9 protein-coding genes are annotated in these 12,581 nt (G+C 73.2%); all 9 read right to left on the bottom strand.

Features of this window, described 5'->3' with window-relative positions:
* Positions 1 to 193: 193 nt before the first annotated feature.
* The 9 genes from holA to leuS all read right to left on the bottom strand — a co-directional run bounded on the left by holA (position 194) and on the right by leuS (position 12,501).
* A complete protein-coding gene (holA, locus tag ACZ4V1_RS02215) occupies positions 194 to 1,183 on the bottom strand; it encodes a DNA polymerase III subunit delta (protein WP_468328193.1) in 990 nt (329 codons plus the stop codon).
* Positions 1,184 to 1,246: 63 nt separating this feature from the next.
* On the bottom strand, positions 1,247 to 1,492 hold the full coding sequence (locus ACZ4V1_RS02210) for a hypothetical protein (protein ID WP_468328191.1): 246 nt from the start codon (positions 1,490 to 1,492) through the stop codon (positions 1,247 to 1,249).
* Between the two features lie 149 nt (positions 1,493 to 1,641).
* Positions 1,642 to 2,523: a YceI family protein gene (locus ACZ4V1_RS02205; RefSeq protein WP_468328925.1), complete on the bottom strand. Its 882-nt coding sequence runs from the start codon at positions 2,521 to 2,523 to the stop codon at positions 1,642 to 1,644.
* A gap of 197 nt (positions 2,524 to 2,720) precedes the next feature.
* Complete coding sequence (locus tag ACZ4V1_RS02200) at positions 2,721 to 3,548, bottom strand: arylamine N-acetyltransferase family protein (RefSeq protein WP_468328189.1); 828 nt, start codon at positions 3,546 to 3,548, stop codon at positions 2,721 to 2,723.
* A gap of 4 nt (positions 3,549 to 3,552) precedes the next feature.
* The gene (locus tag ACZ4V1_RS02195; RefSeq protein WP_468328187.1) at positions 3,553 to 6,303 is read right to left on the bottom strand and encodes a ComEC/Rec2 family competence protein; all 2,751 of its coding nucleotides are present in this window, start codon (positions 6,301 to 6,303) and stop codon (positions 3,553 to 3,555) included.
* Entirely contained in the window at positions 6,300 to 7,112 is an 813-nt protein-coding gene (locus ACZ4V1_RS02190) for a ComEA family DNA-binding protein (protein WP_468328185.1), read from the bottom strand. Before ACZ4V1_RS02190 ends, ACZ4V1_RS02195 begins: the two co-directional genes overlap by 4 nt.
* A 539-nt stretch (positions 7,113 to 7,651) precedes the next feature.
* A complete protein-coding gene (locus ACZ4V1_RS02185) occupies positions 7,652 to 8,497 on the bottom strand; it encodes a DegV family protein (protein ID WP_468328183.1) in 846 nt (281 codons plus the stop codon).
* A 71-nt stretch (positions 8,498 to 8,568) separates the two neighbouring features.
* The gene (locus ACZ4V1_RS02180) at positions 8,569 to 9,366 is read right to left on the bottom strand and encodes a hypothetical protein (RefSeq protein WP_468328181.1); all 798 of its coding nucleotides are present in this window, start codon (positions 9,364 to 9,366) and stop codon (positions 8,569 to 8,571) included.
* 234 nt (positions 9,367 to 9,600) lie between these two features.
* Positions 9,601 to 12,501, bottom strand: a complete 2,901-nt coding sequence (gene leuS / locus ACZ4V1_RS02175; RefSeq protein WP_468328179.1) for a leucine--tRNA ligase — start codon at positions 12,499 to 12,501, stop codon at positions 9,601 to 9,603.
* Positions 12,502 to 12,581 lie beyond the last annotated feature (80 nt).

The following is a 12,581-nucleotide window of genomic DNA, read 5'->3' as shown; positions in this document are numbered from 1 at the left end:
ACGGACGCCGGGGCCTTCGGTATGCGCACGCGCCGGGGCCTTCGGTCTGCGCACGCCCCTGACGCCCGGCCTCGCGGGGCTGTGCGCGCCCATGACGCCCCGCGCCTCGCGGTTCTCCGCACGCCCCTGACACCCGGCCTCGCGGGTCCGCGCACGGCCCTGACGCCCGGCCTCGCGGATCTGGACGCGGCCCCTACGCTCGGCCTCGCGACCGCGCCGCCCGCGCGATGGTCACCACGGCCTTCTCCAGGACGTACTCGGGATCGTCTCCGCCGCCCTTGACCCCGGCGTCCGCCTCGGCCACCGCGCGCAGGGCCACGGAGACGCCGTCCGGTGTCCAGCCGCGCATCTGCTGCCGGACGCGGTCGATCTTCCACGGCGGCATCCCCAGCTCGCGGGCGAGGTCGGCGGGGCGTCCGCCGCGGGCGGAGGACAACTTGCCGATCGCCCGCACGCCCTGGGCCAGTGCGCTGGTGATCAGCACCGGTGCCACTCCGGTCGCCAGCGACCAGCGCAGCGCCTCCAGCGCCTCCGCCGCCCGTCCCTCGACCGCCCGGTCGGCGACCGTGAAGCTGGAGGCCTCGGCCCGTCCGGTGTAGTACCGCCCGACGATCGCCTCGTCGATGGTGCCCTCGACGTCCGCGGTCAGCTGGGACACCGCCGAGGCCAGCTCCCGCAGGTCGCTGCCGATCGCGTCGACCAGCGCCTGGCAGGCCTCCGGGGTGGCCGACCGCCCGGCGGTGCGGAACTCAGTCCGGACGAAGGCCAGCCGGTCGGCGGGCTTCGTCATCTTCGGACACGCCACCTCGCGCGCCCCCGCCTTGCGGGCGGCGTCCAGCAGACCCTTGCCCTTCGCACCGCCGGCGTGCAGCAGGACCAGGGTGATCTCCTCAGCGGGCGCGCCGAGGTAGGCCTTCACGTCCTTGACCGTGTCGGCGGACAGGTCCTGCGCGTTGCGTACGACCACGACCTTGCGCTCGGCGAAGAGCGAGGGGCTGGTGAGCTCGGCGAGCGTGCCGGGCTGCAACTGGTCGGGGGTCAGGTCGCGTACGTCCGTGTCGGCGTCGGCGGCCTTCGCGGCGGCCACCACCTCCTGCACGGCACGGTCGAGCAGGAGGTCCTCCTGGCCCACTGCAAGGGTCACCGGGGCGAGAGGGTCGTCATTCGCAGTCTTCCTGGCCATCGCGACAAGCATCGCACGCACCACTGACAACGAACCCCGCCCGGAGCACCGGCAGGGTCAGGGTCAGGGCTCCTCGCGCCAGCCCTCCCACTCCCCGGCGAACTCGTCGAGCGCGCCGGGGTCCAGCCGCTCCTTCTCGTCGCGCAGGACGACGAGCCACTGGGCGTCCTCGGCGTCGTCCTCGCCGGCGAGGGCGTCCCGGACCAGCTGGGGTTCCTCGTCGAGCCCGAACCGCTCCCCGAGTGCCTGGGCCACCTCCTCCGCGGCGTCGCGGTCGGGCAGCACCAGCACATGTCTCACATCACTCACGGGTGCCATTGTCGGACACCGCGCGGCGGGCGGACCATCGGGGCGGTGACAGGTCAGCCCTCGGCCGCGGTCAGGCCGGCCGCGGTCAGCCCTCGGCCGCGGTCAGGTCAGCCTTGGGCAGGGTCGGTTCAGCCTTCGGCAGGGCCGGTTCAGCCCTTGGGCACGATCTGCACGTCGAGGTCGATCCTGATGCTGGGCCCGACCACCGCGATGCCGCGCGCCAGCATCGTCTGCCAGCTCACCGTGAAGTCGTCGCGGTGCAGTTCGGTGGTGGCGCGGCAGGCCGCCCGCACCTCGTTCTCCATGCCGTTGCCGAGGCCGAGGTACTCGGTGTCCAGGGTCACCGTGCGGGTCACGCCGTGCAGCGACAGCGCCCCCGTGACGGCCCATCGGCTGCCGCCCCGGTGCGTGAACCGGTCGCTGTAGAACTCAAGCGTCGGAAACCTCTGCACGTCCAGGAAGTCCCCCGACCTCAGGTGGTCGTCGCGCATCTTCACGTTGGTGTCGATGGACGCCGCGTCGATCACCACGTGCATCGCCGACCGGTCCATGTCGTCGGCTATCCGCACCGCGCCCGCGAAGGAGTTGAACCGGCCGTGGATCCGGGCCAGCCCGATGTGCCGGGCGGTGAACGCGATCGACGAGTGCGCCGGCTCGATCTCCCAGTCGCCCTGCGCGGGCAGCTCCGGGGGCTGGGCCACTTGCAGGGTCACGTCGCCGAGCGAGGCCAGCGCGTCCTCGGTGACGGTCGCGGACGCCCGGTACGGCGTGTAGCCCTCGGCGGACACCGCGAGCCGGTACTCGCCCGTGGGAACCGTCGCCACGAACGACCCGAAGGGGTCCGTCCCCCCGCTGACCACCTTGCGCCCCATGGTGTCGCTGACCGCGAACTCCGCGTGCGGAATGGGCTCGTTGACGGGGTCGAGGACCCGGCAGCTCAGCACTCCCGCGTTCGGCGGGGTTCGCACCGACGCCAGGGGACCCGTCCGTTGCACCCGCTTCGTTCGGCTTCCCAGCCAGCGGCCGATCATCTTCGACACCCTCTGCACGACGTGGCAAAACTAGTTGACGAAGAAACATTCGATCACTGATGAGGCTTTCGAGGCAACACAGGACCACATCACGGGAAACCGGCGCATGTGCTGGGACTACACACGAGTGGCCCCCTGTCGCCCGAATTTGCCGCTACGGGCGGAATTCCCCCAGGGACAGTCGGGACCGGGTCGCCTCACAGCGGGCGCGCGGTCGGCACCCGGTCGAGGGCGATGCCGAAGCGGTCCCGGTACGCCGCGAGTACCTCCTCGTCCGTGGCCGGCTCACGCTCCACCCGCCTGCCGTCGGCCGTCGTGAACGTGAGCCTGCGGCCGCTGAGCGTGATCCTCCCTCCGTCCTCCGTGACCCGCGAGCAGACCGGCGACTGGAGAAAGTGCGACTGCGGCGAGGTGCTGTGCCACCACGCCCCGGACACGAAGTCGCCGAGCACCCGCGGGCGTGGCTCCACCCGGTACACGGGCTTCCCGTCACGCAGCACGTCCAGGTCGGCCGCCCGCGCCGAATCGTGCCCGCCGCGCACGCCGGCCGCGTCCGGACCCGCCTCGACGACCCGGAACGTGCCGCCGGGATCCTCCTGCTCGCCCCGCTCCCCGAACGCCAGCGGACCGTGGCTGTGCGCCCCGAACCCGACGTCGGCGAGCACGTCGCCCCCGTCCACCGTCCGCACCCGCAGGGCCAGATGGTCGTACGGGATCCCCAGCCTGCCCCCGTCCCCGTACACCCGCGCCGCGAGCAGGGTGACCTCGTACCCGAGCGCCGTGAGCAACGCCCCGAAGAGCCCGTTGAGTTCGTAGCAGAACCCGCCCCTTCGCGCGCCCACCACCTTGTCGAGCAGCTGCTTCTCCTCGAGCACGATCTCCTCGCCCAGATGGACGGAGAGGTTCTCGAACGGCACTGTCCGCAGATGGCACAGGTGCAGCTCGCGCAGGGCGTCGACGGTGGGCCACGCCGGATACTCGACGCCCAGCCGGCTGAGGTAGGCGTCGACCTGTAGGGGATCCATGTCCTCAGTCTCCCGCGACCCGCAGCGCCCCGCCCGTGCCGACGACCGCCAGGGCACCGTCCCGGTCCGTCCGCAGCACCATCGCGCCCTGGGCGCGCAGCGCCTCGACGGTGCCGGGGGCCGGGTGCCCGTAGGTGTTGTCCTCACCGCAGCTGATGAGCGCCAGGCGTGGGGCCACCTTCCGTATCAGGTCGGGGTCCTGGTGGGCGGAGCCATGATGGGCCACCTTCAGCACGTCGACTCCTTCCAGTGCCGCTGCCGCCGGTGAGCGCGCCAGCCGCTGCTGGGCCGGCGGCTCCAGGTCCCCCAGCAGCAGCAGACGCAGCCCCGCCGTCCGCACCAGGAGGGTGACGCTGGCGTCATTGGCGCCTTCCGCGGCCGGTGCTGTGCTCGTCGGTGGGCTCGGTGGTGGCCACACCACCTGCCAGGAGAGCGGACCGGCCCGCCGCTGTTCTCCCGCGGCGGCGTGCCGCAGGGGAATCCCCCGTGCCGCCGCCTGTCCGCGGACGGACCGCGCCTGGTCCGCGGGCTCTTCGAGGGCGGTGGTCTCGATCGCGCCCACCGAACGCCCCCGCAACACCCCGGGCAGGCCCGCCACGTGGTCGGCGTGGAAGTGGGTCAGCACCACGAGCGGGACGCGGGTGATGCCGAGCGAGCGCAGGCAGTGGTCGACCAGCGCAGGGTCCGGGCCGGTGTCCACCACGATGCCCGCGCCCTTCCCCGCCGCGAGCACCATGGCGTCGCCCTGGCCGACGTCGCACATCACCATCCGCCAGCCCGGCGGAGGCCACCCCGTGAGCACCCGGGCCAGTGGCGGCGGCCGTACCACCGCCAGTACCAGCAGCACCGCACACACACCGCACCACCAGGGATGCCTCAGCAACCGCCGGCCGACGAGCAGCGCGCCCACCGTGACGACGGCGAGCAGCGCCGCCCCGGTCCAGCTGCCCGGCCAGTCCACTCCCGCGCCGGGCAGCGCGGCCCCGGTGCGGGCGATCCCCGCGATCCACTCGGCCGGCCATCCCCCGCACCAGGCCAGTCCCTTGGCAACCGGCATCGCCGCCGGTGCCGTGGCCAGCGCCGCGAAGCCCAGCACCGTGGCCGGCGCGACCGCGAACTCCGCGAGCAGATTGCACGGCACCCCCACCAGGCTCACCCGCGCCGACAGCACGGCGACGACAGGCGCGCACAGTGCCTGCGCCGCGCAGGCGGCTGCCAGCGCCTCGGCGATCCGGGGCGGGACCCCGCGCCTGCGCAACGCCCTGCTCCACCGCGGGGCGAGCGTGAGCAGCGCCCCGGTGGCCAGCACCGAGAGCAGGAACCCGTAACTACGGGCCAGCCCCGGGTCGTACAGCACCAGGAGCAACACGGCCGTCGCCAGCGCCGGGAGCAGCGATCTGCGCCGTCCGGTGGCCAGGGCCAGCAGGGCGACGGCCCCGCAGGCGGCGGCCCGCAGCACGCTCGGGTCGGGCCGGCAGACGACGACGAAGCCGAGGGCGAGCACCCCGCCGAGCACCGCGGTCGTCCGCAGGGAGATACCGAGACGGGGCGCCAGGCCCCGGCGCTCACTGCGCTGGGCCAGTCCGGGCGGTCCGAGCAGCAGGGCGAGCACGATCGTGAAGTTGGCTCCGGAGACCGCCAGGGTGTGCGCGAGGTCGGTCTCCTTGAATGCCTCCTCCAGCTCCGGCGTGATACGCGAGGTGTCCCCGACGACCAGCCCCGGCAGCAGCGCCCGCGCGTCCGCCGGCAGAGCGTCGGTGGCCTCCCGCAGCCCGGCCCGCAGCCCGCCCGCGAGTCGCTGGGCCCCCGACGGCCCGGCCACCACCTCGGGCGCTCCCCGGCCGTCCCGCACGCGCAGCACGGCGGCGATCCGGTCCCCGCTCGTCCTCGGCGGCGCTGCCCGGGCGGTGACGCGGATCCTGGTGGTCGGCAGCAGCCCCAGCCAGCGCGGGGCACCCGGCCCGGCTCGGGTGGGCCCCGAATCGTCCGGGGCCCACCCGAGCCGGGAGGTGCGGCTCCGGTCTTCCCGGCCCACGTCGACGAGCACCAGCACGGGTGTGCGGGTGATCACGGGCGTTCCGCCCGCCTCCGCCACTCGTCGTACGTCGGCTTCGAGCAGCACGGTGGGCGGCACGGTCCGGTTTCCCCGGACACGGGGCCGGGTGAGGCGGGGGTCGGCGGTGATCTCCACCTCGGCGGTGACGGTGGCGTACTGCCGCGCCAGCGCCGGTACGGGACCCCGGCGCAGGTCCGCGCCGTGCAGTGCCGCCGAGGTGGCGGACGCGGCGACGCAGAGGAGCAGGGCGGCGACCGCTACCCGGGGCCGTTCGTGCGGCGCACGGGACCTCCGTGCCCTCAGCAGCAGGCCGGCCAGGGCCAGAGCGCCGATCACTCCCCCCACGGCCCACCGTGCCGGCACGTCCGGGATCAGCGCCGCCGTCGCCCAGGCCGCGAGCGCGGGCGGCACCAGCCGCAGGTCGGTGGGCCCGTCCTGCCGGGGGTGGGCCGCGCCGAGCCGGTGCCCGGAGGCGGCGTGCACGGCTGCGCGTGGGGGCGCCGTCCGGTCGTGGGGCTCCCCCGACCCGCCCCGCCGCCACGTCTCCGTACTCGTCTCGGCGCTCGCCTCCCTACTCGTCTCGGCGCTCGCCTCCCTGCCCGCCTCCCTGCTCGTCTCGGCACCCGACTGCGTGCTCGTCTGCCTGCTCGTCTCGGCACCCGACTGCGTGCTCGTCTGCCTGCTCGTCGGCGTGCTCATGGCCGCACGAGGTCGCGTAGGTCGGCGAATCGGCGCTCTCCGATGCCGTTCACCTCGCGCAACTCGTCCACCGAGCGGAAACCGCCGTGCCGGGTGCGGTAGTCGATGATGTGCCGGGCCAGCACGGGGCCGACGCCCGGCAGAGTGTCGAGCTGGGCGGCGGTCGCCGTGTTGAGGGAGACCGGTGTCCCGGGAGCGGCTCCCGCCGCCGACCCGCCTGGGACACCTGGCCCGCCTGGGACACCTGGCCCGCCTGGGACGCCTGGGACGCCTGGGACGCCTGGGACGGTGCCGTCCGGGCCGGGTCCCGTGACCGGCGTGGGAGCTCCGACGATCACCTGCTCGCCGTCCACCAGGAAGCGCGCCTGGTTCAGCCCGTCGGTCTTGGTTCCGGATCGCACGCCTCCCGCGGCCCGCAGGGCGTCCGCGACGCGTGACCCTGCCGGAAGGCGGTGGACTCCGGGCTTGCGGACCTTGCCGCCGACGTCCACCACGATCTCAGCCCCGGCCGTGGCCGTGGCCGAGACCCTGGGCGCACCGGTCGTGGGACCGCCCCCTGCCGCCTGGTCTCCTCCTGCCGCGCCGTAGGCCGCCGCCTCCCGCACCATCTCGGGTGCCGGGACGGGCTGGGTGCGGCCGGTCCAGAAGTGCTGCGCGGCGACGACCGCCGCGACGACGAGCAGCACCGTGAGCGCTGCCACGCTGCGCCGCTCCAGCCCGCACCGCGTCTGCAGCCACACCGGCATCCGCTCCCGGAGCGCCTGACCGACCCGCTCGCGCCAGGGCGCCGCGGCGGCGTCCCGTGGCACCTCCTCTCCTCGCACTCCGACTGCTTGCACCCCGTCCGCTTGCGACCCGTCCGCTAGCACCTCCTCTGCTCGGACCCCCTTCTCCCGCGCCGCCTTCTCCTCCCTCCAGGACGGCGGCCCCTTCCCCGGTTCGCCCCGCCACCCGGTGCTTTCGACGCGTCCGGTGCTTTCGACGCGTCCGGCGGGTTCGACGCGTCCGGCGGGTTCGACGCGTCCCGTGTGTTCGCCGAGGAGCGCCTCCGCGCGTCGACGGAGCTCCTCCTCCGACGCGTGACGGCGCCCGTGCCGTGCCCGGCCGAGGGACCGGGAGCGAGAACGGGAGGAGGAGCGGGACGCGCGCTGGTGGCGGAGCCGGCCGTCGGAGGCCGGGGCGCGGCCCGGGCCGCTGGTCGCGGTCGCTGTGCGTGGGCGTGATCGAAGAGCCATGTGGCGAGGATCGGACACCTCGGCACACCCGCGACGATCATGCTCAATTCCCGGGGACTACCCCCGGGTTGTGGAAAACTCCGGCCCCCGCGCGGGTGACGCGCAACGGCCCCTCACCGCGAAGAGACCACAACTCCCAGCAACCCGGGTCCCGTGTGCGCCCCGATCACCGCGCCGACCTCGCTCACATGCAGGTCGGCCAGGCCGGGCACCCGGTCCCGCAGGCGGTCCGCCAGGGCAGACGCCCGGTCGGGGGCGGCGAGATGGTGGACGGCGATGTCGACGGGGGCGGTGCCCGCCCGGTCGGCGGCGATCTCCTCCAGCCGAGCGATGGCCTTGGACGCGGTCCGGACCTTTTCCAGGGGCTCGATGCGGCCGCCGTCCAGCCGCAGCAGCGGTTTCACCGCGAGCGCGGAACCGAACAGCGCCTGGGCCGCTCCGATCCGCCCGCCGCGACGCAGATAGTCGAGGGTGTCGACGTAGAAGTAGGCGGAGGTGCCCGCGGCACGCTTCTCCGCGGCCGTGACGGCTTCGTCCACCGTGTCGCCCGCCTCCGCGGCCTCCGCCGCGGCGAGCGCGCAGAATCCGAGGGCCATCGCGATCATCCCGGTGTCCACCACGCGCACCGGTACCGGCGCCTCACGTGCCGCGACGACGGCCGCGTCGTGCGTCCCGGAGAGCTCGGCGGAGAGGTGGAGGGAGACGATGCCGTCCGCGCCGGACTCGGCGATCCTGCGGTAGGTCTCGGCGAAGACTTCGGGACTGGGGCGGGAGGTGGTGACGGGCCGCCGCTTCTGCAGGGCCTGGGCCAGCGAGCGGGTCGAGATCTCGGTGCCCTCCTCCAGCGCCCGGTCGCCCAGGACGACGGTCAGGGGTACCGCGGTGATGCCGTGCCGCTCCATCGTCCGGGCCGGGAGGTAGGCCGTTGAATCCGTGACGATAGCGACATGGCGGGACATGAGCTGGAGGTTACCTGGCGTAGCGCCCGTCCGGCAGCCCGGCCCCGACGACCCGGCTCACAAGGTGATGGTCAGGTCGTGTTCTCCGGGCGGGCCTGCTTCTGCCAGGGATACACGGGATCCGGGGCGGGCGGGGTGATGGCGGGCCGCCCGGATTCCTCTGCCTGGTCCTGCCGCGAGGACCGCGAGGACTGCGGTGTCTGCGGTGTCTGCGGTGTCTGCGAGGGGTCCGGCGTCTCCGGCGTCTCCGGCCAACTCTGCCGGGCGGCCGGGGCGTCGGTGGCCGGCGCCTCGGGCCAGGGCGGCGGCGCGGCGGCGGGTTCCGTCTCCGTCCAGTGCCGCAGGGCACCGGCCTCGACGTCGATCTGTGCGCTCAGGGAGTCCAGGTCGTCGTCGGCGAAACGGTGGGCCCGGTCGCGGGCCGCCCAGCGCAGGGACTCGGCCGACTGGATGATGCGCTCGGTGCGCTCGCGCAGCGTGGGAAGCCGCTCGGCGAGTGTGGGGCGGTCCGGCTCGGACTCCAGCCGCCTGAGCTCGCCGTCCAGTTCGAACCCGTGCGCGCTGAGCCGCTCGAAGAGGGCGAGGGACTCCTTGAGGGACTCGTCCTCGGCCACGCCCGCGTGCAGCGCGTCCTGCGTGGCCCGCATCGACGTACGCAGCGTCAGCCGCAGCTGTGCGAGCTCGCCCGCCGGCCCCATCTGGACGAAAGACTTGGCCCGCAGTGTGTGGTCCTCGACCGTGCGCCGGGCCTGGGTGATGCCTCGGTCCACGCTGCGCTTGGCCGCGCCGACGGCCTTCACCGTGGCGTAGACGCCCAGCACGAGGGCGAGCACGAAAAGCAGACCGAGGACTGCGATCACTGCTTCCACGAAGCTCCTCCTCCGAGCGTCCGGCCCACTGATCGGCGGGCCGCGGCACGGCACCCGCCGCACCGCTCTTCCACGGTAAACGCAACGGGCAGGCCCAGGGTTCCGAGAGAACCCCGAACCTGCCCGCACCGAACCCTGAACCTGCCCGCACCGGACCCCGGGCCCGCCCGTAGGGGACTCCCCTGAGCCACCCTGAGCGCGCCGCCCCCGCCACCCGGAGCGCGCCGCCCCCGCTTAGGCGGGGACGATGTTCACCAGCTTCGGCGCCCGCACGATCACCTTGCGGATCCCGGCCCCGCCCAGCGCGGCCACGACCTTCTCGTCGGCCAGCGCCGCCTTCTCCAGGTCGTCCTCGGAGATGGACGGGGCGACCTCCAGCCGCGCCTTGACCTTGCCCTTGATCTGCACGACGCAGGTCACGGTCTCGTCGACGACGTAGGCCGGGTCGGCGACCGGGAAGTCCTGGTGGACGACCGAGTCCGGGTGCCCCAGCTTGCGCCACAGCTCCTCGGCGACGTGCGGGGCCAGCGGCGCGATCAGCAGCACCAGCCGCTCGGCGACCGACCGGGGAACCACGCCGCCGACCTTGGTCAGGTGGTTGTTCAGCTCGGTGACCTTGGCGATGGCGGTGTTGAACCGCATGCCCTCCAGGTCCTGCCGTACGCCGTCGATGGCCTTGTGCAGGGCGCGCAGGGTGTCCGCGTCGATGTCGGCGTCAGCGACGTCCGCGACCGTCACCGCGCCGGTGTTCTCGTCGACGACGTTGCGCCACAGCCGCTGCAGCAGCCGGAACTGGCCCACCACCGCGCGCGTGTCCCACGGCCGGGAGACGTCCAGCGGGCCCATCGCCATCTCGTACAGCCGCAGGGTGTCGGCACCGTACTCGGCGCAGATCTCGTCGGGAGTGACCGCGTTCTTCAGGGACTTGCCCATCTTGCCCAGCAGCCGGGAGACCTTCTCGCCCTGGTGGTAAAAGGCGCCGTCGCGCTCCTCCACCTCGGCGGCCGGCACCGCGATGCCGCGGCTGTCCCGGTAGACGTAGGCCTGGATCATGCCCTGGTTGAACAGCTTGTGGAACGGCTCGGCCGAGGACACGTGCCCCAGGTCGAACAGGACCTTGGACCAGAAGCGCGCGTACAGCAGGTGCAGCACGGCGTGCTCGGCGCCGCCGACGTACAGGTCGACGCCGCCGTGCGGCAGTCCCTCGCGCGGGCCCATCCAGTACTGCTCGATCTCCGGGTCGACCAGCCGCTCGCCGTTGTGCGGGTCCAGGTAGCGCAGTTCGTACCAGCAGGAGCCCGCCCAGTTGGGCATGGTGTTGGTCTCGCGACGGTACTTGCGGGGGCCGCGGCCGTCGCCCAGGTCCAGGGTGACGTTCACCCAGTCCTCGTTGCGCGACAGCGGGGTCTCGGGCCGGGTGTCGGCGTCGTCCGGGTCGAAGGTGCGCGGGGAGTAGTCCTCGACCTCGGGCAGCTCCAGCGGCAGCATCGACTCGGGCAGGGCGTGCGCGATGCCGTCCTCGTCGTAGACGATCGGGAAGGGCTCGCCCCAGTAGCGCTGGCGGCTGAACAGCCAGTCGCGCAGGCGGAAGTTGACGGTGCCCTCGCCGGCGCCGGTGCGCTCCAGCCACTCGGTGATGCGCTCCTTGGCCTCGACGACGGGCAGGCCGTCCAGGCTGATCTCGCCGTTCGACGAGTTCATGATCTTCGCGTCGTACGACCCGAAGGCGTCCTCCCACGTGGCCGGGTCGGTGCCCCGGCCGTCGGTCGGCTCGACGATGCAGCGGATCGGCAGCTCGAAGGCGCGCGCGAACTCGAAGTCGCGCTGGTCACCGGCCGGGACGGCCATGATCGCGCCGGTGCCGTAGCCCATCAGCACGTAGTCGGCGATGAAGACCGGGACCTGCTCGCCGTTGACCGGGTTGGTCGCGTAGGCGCCGATGAAGACGCCGGTCTTGTCCTTGGCCTCGGCCTGCCGCTCGACGTCGGACTTGGACGCGGCCTGCGCGCGGTAGGCCGCGACGGCCTCGGTCGGGGTCGCGTGGCCGCCGGTCCACACGTCGTGCGTGCCCTCGGGCCAGGCGGCCGGGGTGAACTTCTCGACCAGCGGGTGCTCGGGCGCCAGCACCATGTACGTCGCGCCGAACAGGGTGTCCTGGCGGGTGGTGAAGACGGTGATGCGCTCGCCGTCGACGGGGAAGTCGACGCGGGCGCCCTCGGAGCGGCCGATCCAGTTGCGCTGCTGCAGCTTGATGGCCTCGGGCCAGTCCAGCTCGTCCAGATCGTCCAGCAGCCGGTCGGCGTAGGCGGTGATGCGCATGTTCCACTGGCGCAGCTTGGACTTGAAGACGGGGAAGTTGCCGCGCTCGGAGCGGCCGTCGGCGGTGACCTCCTCGTTGGCCAGCACCGTGCCCAGGCCGGGGCACCAGTTGACGGGCGCGTCGGAGGCGTAGGCCAGGCGGAACCCGCCCAGCACGTCGGCGCGCTCGGCGTCGCTCAGGGCGCTCCACGCGCGCCCGGGGTGGCCCGGTACCGCCCGCTCACCGGACTCGAACTGGGCGACCAGCTCGGCGATCGGGCGGGCCTTCTTCGCCTCGTCGTCGTACCAGGAGTTGAAGATCTGCAGGAAGATCCACTGGGTCCACTTGTAGTACTCGGGGTCGATCGTGGCGAACGACCGGCGCTTGTCGTGGCCCAGACCCAGCCGGCGCAGCTGGCTCTGCATGTTCTTCATGTTGGCCTCGGTGGACACGCGCGGGTGCGTGCCGGTCTGCACGGCGTACTGCTCCGCGGGCAGGCCGAAGGCGTCGAAGCCCAGGGTGTGCAGGACGTTGTGGCCGGTCATCCGCTGGAAGCGGGCGAAGACGTCGGTGGCGATGTAGCCCAGGGGGTGGCCGACGTGCAGGCCCGCACCGGAGGGGTACGGGAACATGTCCATGATGAACTTCTTGGGCTTGGCGACCAGCTCCGGGTCGCCCGCCAGGTCACCCCTGGGGTTCGGCGCGGCGTACGTCCCCTCGGCGTCCCAGAAGTCCTGCCAGCGTGCCTCGATCTCGGCGGCCATGGCAGCCGTGTAGCGGTGCGGCGCGGCGTCCGCCGGCACAGGGGCGGTCGCCGCGGGGTTCGTCTCGCTCATGATCCTCAAAGCTCCATCGATCGTCTCTGCCAGCGGCTGCGACATTCAAGACCAGCGGCTGCGACTGCCGGGAAATGAAA

Source organism: Streptomyces sp. NPDC028991 (assembly GCF_055564775.1).
The sequence above is the reverse complement of the archived record's forward strand: the minus strand, read 5'-3'. Positions and strand labels throughout refer to the sequence as shown.

What these genes read in the sequence shown, in the direction of transcription:
- ACZ4V1_RS02205 (WP_468328925.1), bottom strand. Translation starts at nt 2,523, where the DNA reads ATGATCGGCCGCTGGCTGGGAAGCCGAACGAAGCGGGTGCAACGGACG.
- holA (WP_468328193.1), bottom strand. Translation starts at nt 1,183, where the DNA reads ATGGCCAGGAAGACTGCGAATGACGACCCTCTCGCCCCGGTGACCCTT.
- ACZ4V1_RS02195 (WP_468328187.1), bottom strand. Translation starts at nt 6,303, where the DNA reads ATGAGCACGCCGACGAGCAGGCAGACGAGCACGCAGTCGGGTGCCGAG.
- leuS (WP_468328179.1), bottom strand. Translation starts at nt 12,501, where the DNA reads ATGAGCGAGACGAACCCCGCGGCGACCGCCCCTGTGCCGGCGGACGCC.
- ACZ4V1_RS02185 (WP_468328183.1), bottom strand. Translation starts at nt 8,497, where the DNA reads ATGTCCCGCCATGTCGCTATCGTCACGGATTCAACGGCCTACCTCCCG.
- ACZ4V1_RS02200 (WP_468328189.1), bottom strand. Translation starts at nt 3,548, where the DNA reads ATGGATCCCCTACAGGTCGACGCCTACCTCAGCCGGCTGGGCGTCGAG.